18 protein-coding genes, 2 pseudogenes and 1 riboswitch are annotated in these 20,804 nt (G+C 44.1%); of the genes and pseudogenes, 17 read left to right on the top strand and 3 right to left on the bottom strand.

Translation table 11 applies throughout. The annotated features are described in order from the left end of the window. From uvrB to luxU, 5 genes and pseudogenes are all read left to right on the top strand, one after another. The gene (gene uvrB / locus QWZ07_RS17010; RefSeq protein WP_017111110.1) at positions 1 to 2,031 is read left to right on the top strand and encodes an excinuclease ABC subunit UvrB; all 2,031 of its coding nucleotides are present in this window, start codon (positions 1 to 3) and stop codon (positions 2,029 to 2,031) included. Positions 2,032 to 2,302: 271 nt separating this feature from the next. After that, a pseudogene (locus QWZ07_RS17005) lies at positions 2,303 to 2,482 on the top strand (response regulator); the annotation flags it as partial. 115 nt (positions 2,483 to 2,597) lie between these two features. After that, positions 2,598 to 3,035 carry an IS200/IS605 family transposase gene (gene tnpA / locus QWZ07_RS17000; RefSeq protein WP_192854770.1) on the top strand — a complete coding sequence of 146 codons (438 nt, stop codon included), beginning with the start codon at positions 2,598 to 2,600 and terminating at the stop codon, positions 3,033 to 3,035. A gap of 65 nt (positions 3,036 to 3,100) precedes the next feature. After that, positions 3,101 to 4,312: pseudogene (locus tag QWZ07_RS16995) on the top strand (sigma-54-dependent transcriptional regulator); the annotation flags it as partial. Between the two features lie 23 nt (positions 4,313 to 4,335). After that, positions 4,336 to 4,680, top strand: a complete 345-nt coding sequence (gene luxU, locus QWZ07_RS16990) for a quorum-sensing phosphorelay protein LuxU (RefSeq protein ID WP_065110999.1) — start codon at positions 4,336 to 4,338, stop codon at positions 4,678 to 4,680. A 106-nt stretch (positions 4,681 to 4,786) separates the two neighbouring features. On the opposite strand, the gene QWZ07_RS16985 is transcribed toward luxU, so the two are convergent. Further along, a complete protein-coding gene (locus tag QWZ07_RS16985) occupies positions 4,787 to 5,674 on the bottom strand; it encodes a YvcK family protein (protein ID WP_065111000.1) in 888 nt (295 codons plus the stop codon). Positions 5,675 to 5,868: 194 nt separating this feature from the next. Next, a riboswitch (molybdenum cofactor riboswitch) is annotated at positions 5,869 to 6,021 on the top strand. On the opposite strand from QWZ07_RS16985, the gene moaA reads away from it, so the two are divergent. The 11 genes from moaA to QWZ07_RS16930 all read left to right on the top strand — a co-directional run bounded on the left by moaA (position 6,010) and on the right by QWZ07_RS16930 (position 16,191). Beyond that, positions 6,010 to 6,999: a GTP 3',8-cyclase MoaA gene (gene moaA, locus QWZ07_RS16980; protein WP_017632500.1), complete on the top strand. Its 990-nt coding sequence runs from the start codon at positions 6,010 to 6,012 to the stop codon at positions 6,997 to 6,999. It overlaps the preceding riboswitch by 12 nt. Before the next feature lie 92 nt (positions 7,000 to 7,091). Then, the gene (moaB, locus tag QWZ07_RS16975) at positions 7,092 to 7,604 is read left to right on the top strand and encodes a molybdenum cofactor biosynthesis protein B (protein ID WP_192853679.1); all 513 of its coding nucleotides are present in this window, start codon (positions 7,092 to 7,094) and stop codon (positions 7,602 to 7,604) included. 12 nt (positions 7,605 to 7,616) lie between these two features. Next, entirely contained in the window at positions 7,617 to 8,096 is a 480-nt protein-coding gene (gene moaC / locus QWZ07_RS16970; RefSeq protein ID WP_099165352.1) for a cyclic pyranopterin monophosphate synthase MoaC, read from the top strand. Continuing rightward, positions 8,093 to 8,338 (top strand): molybdopterin synthase sulfur carrier subunit, encoded by a 246-nt coding sequence (moaD, locus tag QWZ07_RS16965; protein ID WP_065103215.1) that lies wholly within the window; start codon positions 8,093 to 8,095, stop codon positions 8,336 to 8,338. Before moaC ends, moaD begins: the two co-directional genes overlap by 4 nt. Before the next feature lie 2 nt (positions 8,339 to 8,340). After that, entirely contained in the window at positions 8,341 to 8,814 is a 474-nt protein-coding gene (gene moaE / locus QWZ07_RS16960; RefSeq protein ID WP_065103216.1) for a molybdopterin synthase catalytic subunit MoaE, read from the top strand. Positions 8,815 to 9,464: 650 nt separating this feature from the next. After that, entirely contained in the window at positions 9,465 to 11,096 is a 1,632-nt protein-coding gene (locus tag QWZ07_RS16955; protein WP_065111003.1) for an ABC transporter substrate-binding protein, read from the top strand. Between the two features lie 116 nt (positions 11,097 to 11,212). After that, entirely contained in the window at positions 11,213 to 12,133 is a 921-nt protein-coding gene (gene oppB / locus QWZ07_RS16950; protein WP_004734022.1) for an oligopeptide ABC transporter permease OppB, read from the top strand. Positions 12,134 to 12,148: 15 nt separating this feature from the next. Further along, a complete protein-coding gene (gene oppC / locus QWZ07_RS16945; protein ID WP_009848636.1) occupies positions 12,149 to 13,051 on the top strand; it encodes an oligopeptide ABC transporter permease OppC in 903 nt (300 codons plus the stop codon). 51 nt (positions 13,052 to 13,102) lie between these two features. After that, entirely contained in the window at positions 13,103 to 14,074 is a 972-nt protein-coding gene (locus tag QWZ07_RS16940; RefSeq protein ID WP_135381350.1) for an ABC transporter ATP-binding protein, read from the top strand. Beyond that, positions 14,071 to 15,057 (top strand): murein tripeptide/oligopeptide ABC transporter ATP binding protein OppF, encoded by a 987-nt coding sequence (gene oppF / locus QWZ07_RS16935; protein WP_192853680.1) that lies wholly within the window; start codon positions 14,071 to 14,073, stop codon positions 15,055 to 15,057. Before QWZ07_RS16940 ends, oppF begins: the two co-directional genes overlap by 4 nt. A gap of 195 nt (positions 15,058 to 15,252) precedes the next feature. Further along, complete coding sequence (locus tag QWZ07_RS16930) at positions 15,253 to 16,191, top strand: glutathione S-transferase family protein (RefSeq protein ID WP_192853700.1); 939 nt, start codon at positions 15,253 to 15,255, stop codon at positions 16,189 to 16,191. Between the two features lie 93 nt (positions 16,192 to 16,284). On the opposite strand, the gene pta is transcribed toward QWZ07_RS16930, so the two are convergent. After that, on the bottom strand, positions 16,285 to 18,450 hold the full coding sequence (pta, locus tag QWZ07_RS16925) for a phosphate acetyltransferase (protein WP_017088569.1): 2,166 nt from the start codon (positions 18,448 to 18,450) through the stop codon (positions 16,285 to 16,287). Between the two features lie 147 nt (positions 18,451 to 18,597). Then, positions 18,598 to 19,794 (bottom strand): acetate kinase, encoded by a 1,197-nt coding sequence (locus QWZ07_RS16920; protein WP_017107306.1) that lies wholly within the window; start codon positions 19,792 to 19,794, stop codon positions 18,598 to 18,600. Positions 19,795 to 20,139: 345 nt separating this feature from the next. Between QWZ07_RS16920 and yfbV the strand changes: the two genes are divergently transcribed. After that, complete coding sequence (gene yfbV, locus QWZ07_RS16915; protein ID WP_192853681.1) at positions 20,140 to 20,592, top strand: terminus macrodomain insulation protein YfbV; 453 nt, start codon at positions 20,140 to 20,142, stop codon at positions 20,590 to 20,592. Positions 20,593 to 20,804 lie beyond the last annotated feature (212 nt).

The following is a 20,804-nucleotide window of genomic DNA, read 5'->3' as shown; positions in this document are numbered from 1 at the left end:
ATGAGCAAACTCTTTGATTTGGTATCGGACTACAGCCCGTCCGGTGACCAGCCGACAGCGATAACCAGATTACTAGATGGATTAGATTCTGGTTTGGCACATCAAACTCTATTAGGGGTAACGGGCTCAGGTAAAACCTTTACTCTTGCCAATGTCATTTCCCAATCGCAAAGACCTGCCATTCTGTTAGCACCGAACAAGACGTTGGCTGCTCAGCTTTATGGTGAGATGAAATCCTTCTTTCCAAATAATGCCGTCGAGTACTTCGTTTCTTACTACGATTACTACCAACCAGAAGCTTACGTTCCAACCACGGATACTTTCATTGAGAAAGATGCGTCTGTGAATGCCCATATCGAACAAATGAGGCTATCAGCGACCAAAGCGCTTCTTGAACGTAAAGACGCCATCATTGTCGCTTCTGTATCCGCTATTTATGGTCTTGGTGATCCCAAGTCTTACTTGAAGATGATGCTTCACTTGAGCCGCGGTGAGGTCATGGATCAGCGTGATATCTTACGCCGCTTGGCTGAGCTGCAATATTCGAGAAACGATGTAGCATTTGAGCGTGGTCAGTTCCGTGTCCGTGGTGAAGTGATTGATATCTTCCCCGCAGAATCTGACCAAGACGCAGTTCGAATCGAAATGTTCGATGATGAAGTAGACTGTATCAGTATTTTTGACCCGTTAACCGGTGCTATTAAACAGAGAGACTTACCTCGTTTTACGGTTTATCCAAAAACGCACTATGTCACTCCAAGAGAGAAAATCCTTGAAGCGATTGAGAAGATTAAGGATGAGTTACGCGATAGGGCGCAATATTTAAAAGACAACAACAAGCTTCTCGAAGAACAGCGCATCTCCCAAAGAACTCAGTTTGATATTGAGATGATGACGGAGCTAGGTTTTTGCTCAGGTATTGAAAACTACTCTCGTTATTTGAGTGGACGTAATGAAGGTGAAGCACCTCCGACGTTATTTGATTACTTACCTAATGATGGTTTGCTGATTATCGATGAGTCACACGTAACTGTGCCGCAAATTGGCGCCATGTATAAAGGTGACCGTTCGCGTAAAGAAACCTTGGTTGAGTTTGGCTTTAGACTGCCTTCGGCGTTAGATAACCGACCGATGAAGTTTGAAGAGTTCGAATCGATCGCTCCTCAGACTATTTTTGTGTCGGCCACGCCGGGTAATTATGAGATTGAGAAATCAGACGGTGAGATTGCTGATCAAGTAGTGCGTCCTACTGGCTTACTTGACCCGATCATCGAAGTAAGGCCTGTCGCGACTCAGGTTGATGACCTGTTGTCTGAAATCAGAATACGTTCAGTGAAAGAAGAACGTGTACTGGTCACGACGTTAACTAAGCGAATGGCTGAAGACTTAACAGAATATCTGAGTGAGCATGGTGTTAAGGTTCGTTACTTGCACTCAGATATCGATACGGTTGAGCGTGTAGAGATCATTCGAGATCTTCGACTGGGCGAGTTTGACGTGTTAGTGGGCATTAACTTACTTCGAGAAGGTTTGGATATGCCTGAAGTATCGCTGGTGGCGATTCTTGATGCAGACAAAGAAGGCTTCTTACGTTCTGAGCGTTCTCTGATTCAGACCATTGGTCGTGCGGCACGTAACTTGGAAGGTCGAGCAATTTTATATGGTGATTCGATTACTAAGTCGATGAGAAAAGCGATTGATGAAACTGATCGTCGTAGAGAAAAACAACAAGCTTACAATGAAGAGCAAGGCATCACGCCGCAAGCATTGAAACGTAATATCAAAGATATTATGGAGCTGGGTGACCTGACTAAATCCAAACAACAGCGACAATCTAAGCAAGTTCCGCTATCTAAGGTCGCTGAACCTTCTGAAAGTTATGCAGTGCTTACACCACAGCAGCTTGATAAAGAGATCAGTAAACTGGAAGCGGCAATGTATCAACATGCTCAGAACTTGGAATTTGAATTGGCGGCACAGAAGCGTGATGAAATTGAACAGTTAAGAAAGCAGTTCATTACCAATAGTTAAGGTTAGCTCGTCGGGACTGGAATTTCAGACAAAAAAACAGCCAGTAGTAAATGTTCTACTGGCTTACGTTTGTGAACACAGGTCCACTAACAACGTCAGTTGGCTAGGTGACCCGAAGGTCAGTTAGATAACTGCATCGTTCGTGCCACATCGATAACACATTGATTGTTTTAAACAGGGAAAGAAATGTTCCACAAATACTGTGGTTAATTTGCATAATGCAAAGCGGAATGCGATTATAATAAGAAATGCAAATTATAATGGCTAGGATATGCAATCAAAAACGCTAGATAACAAATCGAAGTATTTGTTGATGGTAGAGGATACCGCTTCAGTAGCGGCTCTATATCGCTCGTATCTTACACCGCTCGAGATTGATATCAACATTGTCGGCACAGGCCGCGATGCAATTGAGAGTTTGAATCATCGAATCCCAGACCTTATTTTATTGGCTCCTCAAAACCACCGCCTAGGGCGGTGGTGATTGTTCCTCTAGGCTATAGCCTGAAGAAGTGCCCATGTTAGAAGTAACCTCTTATTCACCACAAGTAAGAGGAAACAACCACATGGGCGATTACAGAAGTTCATCACATGTCTATTGGCGTTGCAAATACCATATAGTTTGGACTCCAAAGTATAGATATAAGATTTTGAAAGATAAGGTTGGAAAGGAGCTTTATCGTTCAATTTATATTTTGTGCAATATGAAAGACTGCGAGGTTTTAGAGTTAAATGTTCAACCAGATCATGTTCATCTTGTTGTCATTATTCCTCCCAAGTTGTCGATCTCGAGTTTGTTAGGAGTTTTAAAGGGCCGGACAGCAATTAGACTTTTCAATAAATTTCCACATATACGTAAGAAACTATGGGGAAATCACTTTTGGGCTAGAGGGTATTTTGTAGATACGGTCGGTGTGAATGAAGAAGTCATTCGACGATATGTCCGACACCAAGATAAACAGGACATAGAGTATGAACAACAACTGCAGTTATTGAAGAACTGATAGCGTGGACGCCCCCTTCTAGGGGGTTATAAAGCAAAACCGCCTTCTAAGAAGGCGGATATTTTTTAGATCTACGTCTACCTGATATGACGGGTATGGACGTGCTATTTGCTGTAAAACAAAAATACCCAGAAGTTCCTGTGATCTTTATGACGGCTCACGGCTCGATCGATACGGCCGTTGAAGCGATGCGTCATGGTTCTCAAGATTTCCTTATCAAACCGTGTGAAGCCGACCGACTTCGTATTACGGTGAACAACGCGATCCGCAAAGCGACAAAACTCAAAAACAGCGCTGAACATCCCGGTAATCAAAACTATCAAGGCTTCATTGGTAGCAGCCAAACCATGCAGCAGGTCTACCGAACGATCGATTCTGCAGCATCGAGTAAAGCGAGTATTTTCATCACAGGTGAAAGTGGCACCGGTAAAGAGGTGTGTGCAGAAGCGATTCACGCTGCGAGTAAGCGTGGTGATAAGCCTTTCATTGCGATTAACTGTGCCGCTATTCCTAAAGATTTGATTGAGAGTGAACTGTTTGGTCACGTTAAAGGCGCCTTTACTGGGGCGGCAACGGATCGACAAGGCGCGGCTGAACTCGCAGATGGTGGAACCCTGTTCCTCGATGAGTTGTGCGAAATGGATCTTGAACTGCAAACCAAGCTTCTGCGTTTTATTCAAACCGGTACTTTCCAAAAAGTCGGTTCTTCAAAAATGAAGAGCGTTGATGTGCGCTTTGTTTGTGCAACTAACCGTGACCCTTGGAAAGAAGTACAAGAAGGTCGCTTTAGAGAAGATTTATACTATCGTTTATACGTGATTCCTTTGCACTTGCCGCCACTGCGTGAGCGTGGGGAAGATGTTATTGAAATTGCGTACTCTCTGCTGGGCTATATGTCTGTTGAGGAAGGTAAGGCCTTTGTGCGTTTTGCTCAGGAAGTGCTGGATCGCTTTAACCAATACGAGTGGCCGGGTAACGTTCGTCAGCTACAAAACGTATTACGAAATGTGGTGGTATTGAATAATGGTAAAGAGATTACTCTGAACATGCTTCCGCCGCCATTGAATCAACCGATTGAAAACAGTCTGCGACTGAAAGAGAAGCAGAATGAAGACATCACGGTAAAAGATATTTTCCCATTGTGGATCACTGAGAAAACGGCTATCGAGCAGGCCATAAAAGCGTGTGATGGTAACATCCCTCGCGCGGCAGGCTTTTTGGATGTCAGTCCATCGACGATTTACCGTAAATTGCAAACGTGGAATGCGAAACAGTAGTCACCAAACAATAAGAAAGAACGATGATGAAAGTATTAAATCAGCAAAAGGTTGATGAACTTGCCGGTGAAATCGGGCAAGAGAATGTCCCAGTGTTACTGGAAATATTTTTAGGTGAATTGAAAGGATATTATGAGCACCTAGATCTCAATAAAGACACGGATACATCGAAGTATCTGGCCGACATTAGCCATGCCTTAAAGAGCAGCGCCGCGAGCTTTGGTGCCGATTCTTTGTGTAATTTTGCGATTAGTGTGGATGCAAAAGTGAAGCAAGCGTTACCCGTGACAGAGGTTGACTTTCAAGATATGCAAGAACTTCTGTTATCAACGTACACGGAATATCAGCAGTTGATGACGGATCTCTAAAACGGTTGATAGTGGCATAAGCAGATATTAAAAAAGGAGCATTATGCTCCTTTTTTGTTTTTACCGGCTTCTGGTGTTTAGCTTAAGCCACTAAGGCACTAAGCCACTAAGCCAGTTGAGCCCGAATCGCTTGTTGAAGCTTTAAACGGTCGTGTCGCCAATCTCGATTAGGAGAGGCAAGATCAGTGGTCACACAATTCCATTGCCCTTCTAATTCAGGGTGTGGTTCATTGCCCAGTACAATGTCTATTTTTCTTGCCTTACAGGTACGTTCACACCACTCCAATTGTTCTTGAAGCGTCATCTTTCCTGCAGGACCGTGCTCTGGCGAAAGGTTTTCGATGAAAATAACCTTAGCCTTGGTGTTCTCAGCGATGGCTTTGCCAATCTCAGGAAGGAGAAGAGGGGGCATAACACTGGTCAGAAAGCTGCCGGGTCCAAGAACGATACAATCGGCTTGTTCGACGGCTGCAACAGCTTCTTTGGTTGCAGGTACTTCTGGAGACAAGTCCATCATGCGCAGTTTTTCTGTCATGTCATCAACGTTAGTTTCGCCGGTTACCCAACGACCATCCATTGATAGCGCGGTTAGATCGGAAGGATGCTCGGTCATCGGGACGATATTCACATCGACCTTCAGCATGTTTCTGATCAGGTTGATGGCTTCCAACGGACGAACGGATAAGTTGTCTAAGGCAGTAAGCATCAGATTGCCGAGGTTATGACCATCCAGCTCACCTTGGCCGCGAAAACGGTACTCAAACATCATCGAGCTGATGGAAGGTTCAGTGATCAATTGGTTGATACAGTTACGAGTATCTCCCCAAGCGATACCACCTTGGCAGTCTCGAATTCGTCCGGTTGAGCCACCGTTATCTGTTGTTGCAACAATGCCAGTTGCATTGCTACCAAAGTCTTTTAATGCAGCAAGCATGCGACCTAAGCCATGGCCTCCACCGATTGCTACGACTTTCTTTGAAGCGTAAATATTCATTTTTTGTTCTTGTTAGATTATTACCAACTATAATTTAGGTTAAATGCTTCTCGTCAGATACTCAACAAGAGTTATTTTGAGGGTTTGATACGTTTTTTTTGCCGATGTGACCCGTTTTTTGTCATCAGAGCTAGATTCACGTACAAATATTAAGTATTTTATTACTCAGCTACTGCGCGTGTGAATATAACGTGCAGTTGCCATAACTCCGAGCTCTCGTATGCTAAGTCGCACAGTGGAATTTGCTGTACCGATACGCGTCAAGAGCCAGTGACATGTTGTCACAAGGGCTTAATTGGAAATGATTATGCCTCCCGTGTTTGGAAAGGTGTTCCGTGGCGCAACAATTCGAAGATAGATTCCATCGCAAGTTTTATTACTTGCGCTTGTCGGTTACAGACGTCTGTAACTTTAAATGTACTTACTGCTTGCCGGATGGTTACAAACCGTCAGGGCAAAAAAACTCGTCTTTTTTAAGTGTTCCCGAGATCAAACGCGTTGTAAAAGCGTTTGCAGATTGTGGTACCTCAAAGATCCGCATTACAGGCGGAGAGCCGAGTCTGCGTAAAGACTTTCCTGAAATCATACATACCGTTGCTTCTACTCCGGGCATCGAAAAAGTAGCCACGACAACTAATGGCTACCGCATGGAGAAACAAGTAGGGCAGTGGCGTGATGCTGGTTTAACCCATATAAACGTGAGCGTGGATAGTTTAGATTCACGCATGTTCCATCAGATCACTGGTGAGAATAAGTTTACTGAGGTTATGCGAGGCATTGATAAAGCGTTTGAGGTTGGCTATGAACAAGTCAAAGTCAACGTTGTATTGATGAAAGACCTCAACAGTCAGGAATTACCAGCCTTCCTTAATTGGATCAAAGACAAACCTATTCAATTACGTTTTATCGAGCTGATGAAAACCGGCGAGATGGACGAGTTGTTCGATAAACACCATGTATCTGGCGTTGCGATTCGCAATCAGCTTATTGCTAACGGTTGGCTGTTAAAAGTCAAAGCGGTTAACGATGGCCCAGCACAAGTGTTTGTCCACCCAGACTACAAGGGTGAAATTGGTTTGATCATGCCTTACGAGAAAGACTTCTGTGAGAGTTGTAACCGACTGCGCGTTTCTGCGACTGGTAAACTTCACCTATGTCTGTTTGGCGACCACGGTGTTGAACTGAGAGATCTGATTCAAGAAGATCAGCAAGAGCAAGAGCTCATTGATCGAATTCAGGCTCAGCTTCAAACCAAGTCCGTTAGCCACTTCTTGCATGATGGCAACAGCGGCATGACTCCAAACTTGGCGTCAATCGGCGGTTAACCCGCTATACATACTCTAAAGCATTTTATCGCTCAGCTTCTTTAAGTTGGGCGAATCAGTCTAATCATTGAAAAATTTACATAGGTGAACAAATGGGTCACGCAGAAAGCAAATTCCAAGCAGCAAGCATCGCAGTACTAACCGTTTCAGATACTCGTACAGAAGAAAATGACACGTCAGGTGGTTACCTAGCTGAGCATGCTAAAGAAGCAGGCCACAACGTGGTTGATAAGCAAATTGTTATCGATGACATGTACAAGATCCGTGCGATTGTCTCTAAGTGGATCGCGGATGACAGCGTTCAAGCGATTATGATCACTGGCGGTACGGGTTTCACATCTCGTGACAGCACGCCTGAAGCACTTAAGCCACTATTCGACAAAGAAGTAGAAGGCTTTGGTGAGCTTTTCCGTCAAGTATCTTACGAAGAGATCGGTACATCGACAATTCAATCTCGTGCGATTGCGGGCTTTGCTAACCACACAGTAATCTTTGCGATGCCAGGTTCTACAGGTGCGTGTCGTACAGGTTGGACTAAGATCATCAAGCAACAGATGGATGCTAGCCACCGTCCTTGTAACTTCATGCCACATCTTTCTGTATAGGGTGGTTTGAGCATGAGCCAATTTACCCACATTAACGCGTCTGGCGAAGCGAACATGGTCGATGTATCGGCTAAAGCAGAGACAGTACGTGAAGCGAGAGCAGAAGCTTTCGTTAAAATGTCAGCAGAAACACTACAACTGATTGTTTCTGGCAGCCACCATAAAGGTGATGTTTTCGCAACGGCACGTATTGCTGGCATTCAAGCGGCGAAGAAGACGTGGGACCTGATTCCACTGTGCCACCCTTTGCTGCTAACTAAGGTCGAAGTTCAACTTGAGGCAATCGAGTCTGAAAATAAGGTTCGCATCGAATCAGTATGTAAGCTTGCTGGTAAGACAGGAGTAGAGATGGAAGCGCTAACGGCTGCTTCTGTTGCTGCACTAACCATTTACGATATGTGTAAAGCTGTTCAGAAAGACATTGTTATCGAGAATGTACGCCTGTTAGAGAAGACCGGCGGTAAATCAGGTCACTTCAAGGTGGAATCATGATTACTGTACTGTTCTTTGCTCAAACTCGTGAACTTGTCGGTGTTGATAGCGTTGAAGTTGATACGCAGTTCAAGACGATTGAAGCGATTCGCAGCCACCTTGTAACACAAGAAGGCAAATGGGATATCGCATTGGAAGAGGGCAAGCTTCTGGCTGCGCTTAACCAATCAATCGTACCTTTGACGACTGAAGTGAAAGACGGCGACGAAGTGGCTTTCTTCCCACCTGTTACTGGAGGTTAGCCATGAATGACTCTCGAGTTATTGATCCAAGAGTATTAGTTACTGCTGAAGATTTTTCTGTGGGTGGCGAATACGATTATCTAGCTCAAGGCACATCTGCGGGAGCGGTTGTGACGTTTGTTGGTAAAGTTCGCGACATGAACCTTGGCGACAACGTGATTGGTTTGTCTCTAGAGCACTATCCGGGTATGACAGAGAAGTCGCTGAGCGAGATCTGTGACCAAGCTGAAGCGCGCTGGCCTATCCAGAAGATGCGAGTGATTCACCGCGTGGGTGACCTAGATATCGGTGACCAGATTGTTTACGTTGGTGTATCGAGTGCGCACCGAGGTGCAGCCTTCGAAGCGTGTGAGTTTGTGATGGACTTTCTGAAAACTAAAGCGCCATTTTGGAAAAAAGAACGCACCACTGAAACTACTCGCTGGGTTGATTCTCGCGATTCAGATACTAAAGCTGCGGACCGCTGGGAGAAATAATTCTCGCAATATGATGTTGCTTCAAAAATTTACTCTGTTGATTGAGACAGTAAAAAGCCGACTATTAAGGTCGGCTTTTTTGTGGATGCTACAAAGCTATTTATAAATAAAAGGTGCATTAATAAATGGTTAATCACTCAAGTTGCATATAAATTCGGTGCGTGATTTTGTCTGTCTTGGTGCATTTCTAAATCTGTTTTGGTGCAGTGCATTATGCTGTTTTGTATAAAGTGATAACCCTCACAAATAGTGGAGTCTATTTAGGGGATATGTGATGTGCAATTAGATTTCATGTGGCATTAATGTTAATTTGCCGACAGTGTTCTAGCATAAGATGCTAAAAAAAAGTATCAACACAGATACATCAACACTAAAGGCTGTTTTTTAATTAATCCCTATGTGTAACTCACTATGCATTAGGTTTTTATTAGAGTTTTACACTATTACCTTGAGTTAATCGGAGAATTATCCGATTTTTTGCGACTTGTTTATGGCAAATTACTTCAATGGTTGATAGTGTGTGCCTCAATCTTTGTAAGGTTTTAGATTTTTATGCTTAAATTTTGAGCTAAATAAATCTAAATCACTGCCGTTCAGTGAACTTAGCAAAGAAGTCATGGATGCAATACGTAAAACTTGGAGTTTATTAAATGTACAAGAATAAAATCACTCAGGCCCTTCTTCTAGGTGCTGGTTTGGCAGTTGCTGCCACTTCTACTCTTTCTATCGCTGCTGAAGTTCCAGCAGGTACAGAACTAGCAAAAGTTCAGGAACTTGTTCGCGGTAACGGTACTGAAGTTGCGACTATCGACCCACACAAATCTCAAGGTGTACCAGAATCTCACGTAATTCGTGATCTTCTAGAAGGTCTAGTGAACCAAGACGGCGAAGGTAATACAATCCCAGGTGTAGCCGAAAGCTGGGAAACGACAGACAACAAAACATTCACTTTCCACCTACGCAAAGACGCAAAATGGTCTAACGGCGATCCTGTAACAGCTGAAGATTTCGTTTACAGCTGGCAACGTGCAGTTGATCCTGCCACTGCTTCTCCATACGCTTGGTACATGGAATATACCAAGATGGTGAACGCGAAAGACATCGTCGCGGGTAAGAAAGACAAGAGTGAGCTAGGCGTTAAAGCTGTAGATGCGAACACACTTGTTATTGAATTAGAAACAGCGGTACCATACTTCGTAATGATGATGGGCCACACAACTGTTAAGCCAGTACATAAAGCAACTGTTGAAAAGTACGGTGACCAATGGACTAAACCAGATCACTTTGTTGGTAATGGTGCATTTGCTGTTGATAAATGGGTTGTTAACGAACGCCTAGTACTTAAGCGTAACGACCAATACTGGAACAATGATAAGACTGTTCTAAACAAAGTAACGTTCCTGCCAATCGAAAACCAAGTAGCGGAAATGAACCGTTTCCTATCTGGTGAAATCGACTTCACAAACGAACTTCCAGTAGAGCATTTCAAGCGTCTTAAGAAAGAACACGCGGAAGATGTATCTGTAGCGGGTAACCTATGTACTTACTACTACATCTTTAACACTAAGAAAGCACCATTTGATGATGTTCGTGTACGTAAGGCTATCTCTTACGCAATTGACCGTAATATCGTAAGTGACGCAATCCTAGCACAAGGTCAAAAACCAGCTTACTTCCTAACGCCTGAAATCACAGCTGGCTTTAACCCTGAACTTCCTGCTTACGGCAAGATGTCTCAAAAAGAACGTAATGAAGAAGCTGCTCGTCTTCTTGAAGAAGCGGGTTACGGTAAAGACAATCCACTTAACTTCAACCTACTTTACAACACTTCTGAGAACCATAAGAAGATTGCTGTAGCGCTAGGTTCTATGTGGAAGAAAACTCTAGGCCTTAAAGTAACGCTTGAAAACCAAGAGTGGAAAACTTACCTATCTTCTAAAGATTCAGGTGATTTCGAAGTAGCACGTGCTGGTTGGTGTGGTGACTACAACGAAGCGTCGTCATTCCTAACGCTAATGAAGAGTAACAACACTACCGGTGGTGTTCACTACGATAGTGCTGAGTACGACCAACTCATTGATAAAGCACTTAACTCTACATCAGCAGAAGAGCGTGAAGCACTTTACCTAGAAGCTGAGGCGTTAATGGCTAAAGACATGCCTATCGCACCTATCTACCAATACGTGAAATCACGTCTACTAAATCCGCACGTTGGTGGCTTCCCTACTAACAACGCGGAAGATAAGATCTTCTCGAAAGACTTATACATCAAAGCTCAATAATAAGAGCTTAGATTCTAAAAAGTTAATATAACTATAACGATACAGACACTACATGCGCAGGGCGCGCATGTAGCGTCTTTCTAATTTTAATTGTCACAGACTGAAAGAGTGAGTTTATGCTTAAATTCATTATGAAAAGGATATTTGAAGCGATTCCAACCATGTTGGTGTTGATCACTATATCTTTCTTTCTCATGCGTTTCGCACCGGGTAACCCGTTTTCAAGCGAGCGTCCATTACCGCCAGAAGTTATGGCTAACATCGAAGCTAAATATGGCTTAGATAAACCTGTATTTGAACAGTACACCACGTACTTGACCAACATCCTTCAGGGTGATTTTGGTCCATCTTTTAAATACCAAGATTACACAGTAAATGAGCTGATTGCGGTTGCACTTCCAGTATCTGCGAAGGTAGGTTTTGTTGCCTTTATCTTCACATTATTGATGGGGGTAACGGTCGGAACCATTGCCGCCTTGAAGCACAACACCTGGATCGACTACACCATAATGTCGACCGCCATGCTCGGGGTGGTGATGCCATCCTTCGTGTTGGCACCAGCGCTTATCTACCTATTCTCTCTACACTGGCATATATTCCCAGCAGGTGGTTGGCACGGTGGTACGTACATGTACATCGTCCTACCCGTTATCGCGATGTCTCTTCTATACGTAGCAACCTTTGCTCGTATCACTCGCGGTAGCATGATTGAAACCCTAAACAGTAACTTTATCCGTACCGCTCGTGCTAAAGGTCTAAGTTACCGTTATATCGTTCTTAAACATGCGCTTAAGCCAGCAATGCTACCTGTTGTTTCATACATGGGGCCTGCGTTCGTAGGTATCATCACAGGTTCAGTTGTTGTTGAAACCATCTTCGGCCTGCCGGGTATCGGTAAGCTGTTTGTTAACGCCGCGTTTAACCGTGATTATTCGTTAGTAATGGGTGTAACCATTTTGATTGGTTTCCTATTCATCTTGTTCAACGCAATCGTTGATATTTTACTAGCGCTTATTGACCCGAAAATTCGCTACTAGCAGGGACGCATGGTTATGTTGAAGAAAAAAGAAAACTTAGAAGCGATCGAAAAATTCTCAGAGAATTTGGAAATTGAAGGTCGTAGTTTGTGGCAAGATGCGCGTATTCGTTTTATGCGCAACAAAGCGGCAATGATCAGTCTGTTCATTCTAATTATCATGGTGCTTTCGGTAATCTTCTTACCTATGTTGGCGCAGCATGCTTACGATGATACTGACTGGTACGCAATGCACGTAGGCCCAAATGCGGATCACTGGTTTGGTACCGACAGTTTAGGTCGTGACTTATACGTTCGTACAATGATTGGCGGCCGTATTTCTCTTATGGTTGGTGTGATGGGCGCATTTGTAGCGGTACTGATTGGTACGCTTTACGGTGCAGCTTCAGGTTTCATTGGCGGTCGTACTGACCGAGTGATGATGCGTATCCTAGAGATCTTGTACGCAGTACCATTCATGTTCCTTGTGATCGTACTGGTAACATTCTTTGGTCGTAATATTGTACTTATCTTTGTTGCTATCGGTGCTATTGCTTGGCTCGATATGGCACGAATCGTACGTGGTCAAACGTTGAGTCTACGTAGCAAAGAATTCATCGAGGCTGCTCACGTATGTGGTGTAAGTAAATGGAAGATCATTACACGTCATATCGTACCGAACGTATTGGGTATTGTTGCGGTTTACTCGACGCTACTTATTCCGAGCATGATCCTTACTGAATCATTCTTATCTTTCCTTGGTCTTGGTGTTCAAGAGCCTATGACAAGTTGGGGCGCACTGTTACAAGAAGGTTCGCAAACAATGGAAGTTGCTATTTGGCAACTGGCATTCCCAGCGGCATTCATGGTAGTTACGCTGTTCTGCTTTAACTACGTGGGTGATGGTCTGCGCGACGCGCTTGATCCAAAAGACAGATAAAGAAATAGCAAATAAAAATACAAAAGCTATAAAAGATTGAAGGAAGCAATGATGAGCTTATTAGATGTCAAAGATCTGCGCGTCGAATTTACCACGCAAGATGGTATCGTAACCGCAGTAAACGACTTGAACTTCTCACTTAACCAAGGCGAAACGCTGGGTATTGTTGGTGAGTCGGGTTCAGGTAAATCACAAACGGTATTTGCACTGATGGGGCTGCTGGCTAAGAACGGCATCATCTCAGGTAGCGCAAAGTTTGAAGGCAATGAAATTCTTAACCTGCCTGAAAAAGAGCTGAACAAAGTACGTGCTGAACAGATCGCGATGATCTTCCAAGATCCAATGACGTCACTGAACCCTTACATGAAAGTAAGTGATCAGTTGATGGAAGTACTGATGCTGCATAAAGGCATGGGTAAAGCTGAAGCGTTTGAAGAATCAGTGCGCATGCTTGAAGCGGTGAAAATCCCTGAAGCACGTAAGCGTATCACCATGTACCCGCACGAGTTTTCGGGCGGTATGCGTCAGCGTGTGATGATCGCAATGGCACTGCTGTGTCGTCCTAAATTACTTATCGCTGATGAACCAACAACTGCTCTGGATGTAACCATTCAAGCGCAAATCATGGAATTGCTGAACGAACTTAAAGATGAGTTCAATACGGCAATCATCATGATCACCCATGATTTGGGTGTTGTTGCTGGCTCATGTGACAAAGTACTTGTGATGTACGCAGGTCGTACCATGGAATATGGCACGGTTGATGAAATCTTCTACGAGCCAAGCCACCCTTATGCGGAAGGCCTGCTTAAAGCGATTCCTCGTTTGGATACCGAAGGTGAAATTCTACCGACGATTCCAGGTAACCCACCTAACTTACTTCGCCTACCAACAGGTTGTCCTTACCAAGACCGTTGTCACCGTGTAATGGACCGTTGTAAGCAAGAAGCACCGATTCTACAGCCATTTGCTAAAGACCGTCAGCGTGCTTGTTTTTCAGACTGGGAGACTTGGACAAAATGAGTAAAGAATTACTATTAGATATTAAAGACCTAAAAGTTCACTTTAGCATTGCGGCTAAGTCTGCTTGGCCTTGGGCGAAACCATCAAACCTCAAAGCCGTTGATGGTGTTGATGTTCATCTTTACGAAGGCGAAACGCTAGGTGTGGTAGGTGAGTCTGGTTGTGGTAAATCGACTTTTGCACGTGCGATTATCGGTTTGGTTGAAGCGACTGAAGGTCAAGTGATGTGGTTAGGTCAGGACCTGACTAAGATGCAAGAAGTGAAACGTCGTGAGACTCGTAAAGAGATTCAGATGATCTTCCAAGATCCACTAGCATCACTCAACCCGCGTATGTCAGTCGGCGACATCATTGCTGAGCCTCTAGAGACTTTCTTCCCTGAACTTTCTAAACAAGAAGTGAAGGACAGAGTTAAAGAGATGATGGCAAAAGTTGGTCTACTACCAAACGTAATCAACCGTTACCCACATGAATTCTCTGGTGGTCAGTGCCAGCGTATCGGTATTGCACGTGCACTTATCTTGAAGCCTAAGATGATCATCTGTGATGAACCTGTTTCTGCACTGGATGTCTCTATCCAAGCTCAAGTAGTTAACCTTCTGAAAGAACTACAGAAAGAGCTTGGTTTGTCTTTGGTATTCATCGCGCACGATTTGTCAGTGGTTAAACACATCTCTGACCGTGTATTGGTGATGTACTTAGGTAATGCTGTTGAGCTAGGTGAATCAGATGCCTTGTTCTCAGACCCTAAGCACCCATATACCAAAGCGTTGATGTCTGCAGTTCCGATTCCAGATCCTCGCTTAGAGCGCAGTAAAACCATTCAGATGCTGGAGGGTGATCTACCGTCACCAATCAACCCACCATCAGGTTGTGTGTTCCGTACTCGTTGCCCGCAAGTAACAGAGGCGTGTGCGCAAACTAAGCCAACGATTCAAGGCGATGACGTTCACGCAGTATCTTGCTTGCACGTACAAGTCTAGAGCCTATTTAAAACGGTTCAGCCTGTGACAGGCTTAAGCGCGACTAGTTATTAGAGTCGCGCTTTTTTTGTGTCTAAAGCTTCATATTAAATAAGCTTCATCAAATAATTTGAACAACTAAGCCAACTTCTTCTAGTTTTGAAAAAGTAGGCTTTTTTTATACTAGAGAAAAGTATGGATGACAGAGGTTTGGATATGGGCAAGTTAGTTGAAGGTGTTTGGCATGATGTTTGGTACGACACCAAGGAAAGCGGTGGCAAGTTTGTTCGTGAAAATGCAGGCTTTCGTCACTGGGTAGAGAATAAAGCGTCCGCGCAGTTTCAGCCTGAAAGCGGCCGTTATCACTTGTACGTATCATTGGCTTGCCCTTGGGCGCACCGCACCCTTATCTTCCGAGAGCTTAAAGACCTAACCGATCACATTGACGTGACGGTTGTTTGCCCCGATATGATGAGCGAAGGCTGGCAAATGGGTTTGCCTGAACCTTTGTTTGGTCATACGCGCATGCATCAAATCTACACTCAAGCCAAACCTGACTACTCGGGTAGAGTGACGGTGCCTGTGTTGTGGGATAAAAAGACTAACACCATTGTGAGTAACGAGTCGTCTGAGATTATCCGTATGTTTAACTCAGAGTTTAATGAACTGACAGGCAACACCGATGATTACTATCCGTGGGAACTGGCAAAGAAGATTGATGAGTGGAATGACTATATCTACCCAAACATTAACAACGGTGTGTACCGAACGGGCTTTGCAACGACACAAGAAGCCTACGAAGAAGCGTATGATGCGTTATTTGAAGCCTTAGACAAAGTAGACGCTCACCTTAGCGAACATCGCTATTTAGCGGGTAACGAGATTACAGAGGCGGATTGGCGCTTGTTTACCACTCTGGTTCGATTTGATGCCGTTTATGTTGGGCACTTTAAGTGTAATAAGCAGCGAATTTCAGACTACGTCCATATTCAGGGTTACTTAAAAGAGCTCTACCAGATCGAAGGCATCAAAGAGACGACCGACTTTTATCACATCAAGCGTCACTACTATTACAGCCACACGGGTATAAACCCAACTCAAGTTGTGCCAAAAGGACCAACACTAGATTTAGAATCAGCCCACGGGCGAGGTTAGATTAATCTTAAGATCATCAAATAACTTTAAGCATTAGACATAAAAAAACCCTAGATAAGAATCTAGGGTTTTTTGCTTTCTACAAAAGAAAAATTAGTTAATCACTTTTTCTTCAGCTTGAGCCGCTTGGTCTGCTTGGATAGCCGTTAGAGCTACTGTGTAAACGATATCGTCTACTAGAGCGCCACGAGACAAGTCATTTACTGGCTTGCGCATACCTTGAAGCATTGGACCGATAGATACTAGGTCTGCTGAACGCTGTACAGCTTTGTAAGTCGTGTTACCTGTGTTTAGGTCTGGGAATACGAATACTGTCGCTTTACCTGCAACTGGAGAGTTAGGCGCTTTAGAAGCGGCAACGTTTTCCATGATTGCTGCGTCGTACTGAAGAGGACCGTCGATCACTAGATCAGGACGTTTCGCTTGAGCAAGTTTGGTTGCTTCACGTACTTTATCTACGTCTGCACCTTTACCAGATTCACCAGTAGAGTAAGAGATCATAGCAACGCGTGGGTCGATACCAAATGCCGCTGCAGAGTCAGCAGATTGGATAGCGATTTCAGCAAGTTGCTCAGCTGTTGGATCAGGGTTGATCGCACAGTCACCGTATACAAGTACTTGATCAGGCAGAAGCATGAAGAAAATTGAAGATACGATAGAAGCATCAGGTGCAGTCTTGATGATCTGGAACGGAGGAACGATTGTGTTCGCCGTTGTGTGAACAGCACCAGAAACTAGGCCGTCAACTTCGCCAGCTTCAAGCATCATAGTACCTAGGAATACTGAATCTTCTAGCTTCTCACGAGCAACAACTTCAGTCATACCTTTAGCGCCACGAAGTTCTACTAGACGAGCTACGTAGTTTTCGCGAACAGATGCAGAATCGATGATCTCAACGCCAGCGCCTAGTTCAACACCTTGTTGTGCAGCAACACGACGGATTTCGTCTGGGTTACCAAGAAGCACACAAGTTGCGATACCGCGTTCAGCACAGATAGAAGCTGCTTTAACAGTACGTGGTTCATCACCTTCAGGAAGAACGATACGCTTAGCCGCTTTACGAGCAAATTCAGTTAACTGGTAACGGAATGCTGGTGGGCTTAGACGACGAATGCCTTGAGTACCTTCAGATAGAGAATCAATCCAAGGGCCATCGATGTGGCTAGCAACGTGATCGTTAACGAACTCGATACGCTCTTTATCGTCTGCAGGTACTTCTAGGTTGAAGCTCTGTAGGTTAAGAGACGTCTGCCAAGTGTTACCTTGAGCCTTGAAGATCGGTAGACCTGAAGCGAATGCTGGCGCACAAAGGTTAGCAATGCTTTCTGGAATGTCGTAACCGCCAGTCAGTAGGATTGCGCCAATTTCAACACCATTCTTCGCAGCAAGAGCCGCAGCAACGATAACGTCAGGACGGTCTGCAGAAGTTACTAGCAGTGAACCTGGTTTGAAGTGCTCAATCATGTGCGGTAGAGAACGTGCACAGAAAGTGATGCTCTTAATACGACGCGTTGAGATTTCACCTTCGTTAACGATTTCAGCGTTAAGGTGTTTAGCCATATCAACCGCACGAGTTGCGATTAGGTCGATGCTCCATGGCACACAGCCAAGAACACGGATAGGGCTAGAGTTGAAGATTTGCATTACTTCAAGGTTCGCTTGTTGAGCGCTATCTGCATCATCGAAGATTTCAGAAAGGTCAGGGCGAGTACGGCCAGCTTCATCAACAGGTGCATTCAGTTTGTTAATAATAACGCCTGAGATGTTCTTGTTTTTAGTGCCGCCGAAGTTAGAACATGCTACTTCGATGTGCTCTTTAAGCTGAATAGGGTTGTATGTACCCGGAGTCGCAACGAAAACGATCTCTGCGCCTAGTGTTTTAGCGATTTCCGCGTTCACTTGGTTAGCAAATGGGTGCTTACGAGTAGGTACTAGACCTTCGATTAGCGTTACTTCTGCGTCCTTGTTGATCTTGTTGTATTGCTCAACAACAGACTCAAGAAGCTCGTCCATTTTTTCGCTACCGATCAAAGCTTCAGCTTTAGTCATTGCGATTGGCTCACCAATCTTAATGTCGCTGTTTGCGCTGATGATAGTAGACGTTAAATCAGGTTGGTTACCACCGCTGCGAGGTTGAGCGATTGGCTTGTAGAAAGAAACACTTACGCCCTTACGCTCCATAGCGCGAAGAACACCCATGCTAACACTAGTAAGACCAACACCAGCGCTTGTAGGGATAAGCATAATAGTACGGGACATTGACGAACACCTTTGACTATTGGAAATAAAAAAAGCTCAACTTCTGTTCCTACCGACATTTAAATTGGGGTAGGAATAGAAGTTGAGCCCCATTTTCGTAGTATGAAAAACTGACTAGCTTCGAGTGAAGCTAGTCAGAAAAATCAATTAAAGACCTGCTAGTTTCGCAGTGTCTTCAGCAATTACTAGCTCTTCATTAGTAGAGATAACCATTGCAGGGATACGGCTGTTAGCTGTAGTGATAGTACCTTCGCCGCCGAAACGAGCTTTAAGGTTAGCTTCACCGTCAACTTCGATGCCGAAGATGCCTAGGCGGTTAAGAACCATTTCACGGATTGGGCCAGAGTTCTCGCCGATGCCGCCAGTGAAAGTGATTGCGTCTAGACGACCTTCTAGAGTTGCAGTGTAACCAGCAACGTACTTAGCTAGACGGTGACAGAACACGTCCATTGCACGAGTTGCTTCTTCTTTCTCACCGTAGTTGTCTTCAACGAAACGACAGTCAGAAGTCACTTCAGTTAGACCAGCTAGGCCAGACTCTTTAGTTAGCATGTTGTTGATTTCTTCAACAGAGTAACCAAGAGCGTCGTGTAGGTGGAAGATGATCGCAGGATCTAGGTCACCACAACGAGTACCCATTACTAGACCTTCAAGAGGAGTAAGACCCATAGAAGTATCTACAGATTGACCGTTCTTGATAGCACATACAGATGCGCCGTTACCTAGGTGACAGTTGATGATGTTAACTTCTTCAACTGGCTTGTTTAGTAGACCAGCTACTTCACGAGTAATGAACAGGTGAGAAGTACCGTGCATGCCGTAACGACGGATGCCGTGCTCTTTGTACAGGTTGTACGGTAGAGCGTATAGGTAAGACTCAGAAGGCATTGTTTGGTGGAACGCAGTGTCAAATACAGCAACGTTTTGTAGGCCAGGGAAGTTCTGTTGAGCCGCTTCGATACCGATAAGGTGAGCTGGGTTGTGAAGAGGTGCAAAAGTTGCAGCGTCTTGAATACCCTTAAGTACTTCATCAGTGATAAGTGCAGAAGAAGTGAACTGCTCGCCACCGTGTACGATACGGTGACCGATAGCGCCAAGGTTAGCTTTAAGCTCAGGCTTAGAAGCAAGAATAGTTTCTACCATGAAAGATAGTGCTTCTACGTGAGCTGCGCCCGCGCCTAGTTGTGCTTCGTGCTTGCCATCAAGTTTCCACTTCATACGAGCTTCTGGAAGACCAAGACACTCAGCAAGACCAGTTAGGTGCTCAGCACCTGTTTCTGCATCAACAACAGCAAATTTAAGAGAAGAACTACCACAGTTTAAAACTAAAACTAGCTTAGACATTAATGACTACCTGTTTATTTTTCTGATCGAAATCAGTTAAGGATGAAAATTAATCTCAAGAATAGTCGAAGCACATAGGCTTGCGTACTAACCTTGGTCAAAAAAACGTTAATTTCCGTATTAAAGTGAAAGCGCACTTTTTTCAGAAAAAGAGGCTTTTGCATTCCTTGCAGAAGTCGTCCCAAAGTTGCTTAAATTGTAAATAAGGGCAACAATGAGATTGAGGTCTGCAAATAATAGCGATATTGTGCAAATATAACAAAAAAATTTGAAAGAATATTATTTTTCGTCAAATTTTTGTGTTTTTAGTTGATGATTTCAACTTTTTTTTAATGGGAGACTCATATGAGTAATAGAGTTAGTTTAGCGAGCAGTTTAAAAGATGGCCAAAAGTACATGGATCTCTGGCCTGTTCGAAAAGAGTTAAACGCTATCTTCCCTGAACAGCGCATCATTAAAGCCACGCGTTTTGGTGTGAAAGTGATGCCAGCGATAGCCGCTATTAGTATTCTTACACAAATGGTCTTCAATAATTATCATGCGATGCCACAAGCTGTTGTTATGGCGTTGTTTGCGATCAGCTTGCCACTTCAAGGCATGTGGTGGTTAGGTAACCGTTCGAACACTCAATTACCGCCAGCATTGGTTTCTTGGTATCGAGAATTACATGAGAAGATCAGCGAAACGGGTTTTGCATTGGAACCAATGAAGCCACGCCCTCGTTATAAAGAATTGGCGATCATTTTAAATCGCGCTTTCCGCCAGTTAGATAAATCTTCAATGGAACGTTGGTTCTAAGAATATCTTGTCTTTCCCTATCGTCTGAGGACAGTTACACATCGATGTTGGCTTGTTCTCAGATTCGTTCCTTTTGATCTTCATTATTCATCTCACTTATCTCTCGTTATTCACTTCATTGCTTACCTAATAACTTAAGCAAACTTACCTTTCCTCACATATTTCGAGCCTTGTTGTGTTTTTGTTAAATATCACTTCAACTTATCAATAGT

This window comes from Vibrio lentus (genome assembly GCF_030409755.1).
Taxonomy (GTDB): domain Bacteria; phylum Pseudomonadota; class Gammaproteobacteria; order Enterobacterales; family Vibrionaceae; genus Vibrio; species Vibrio lentus.
Note: the sequence above shows the minus strand (reverse complement) of the source record. Positions and strands in the feature narration are given on the sequence as shown.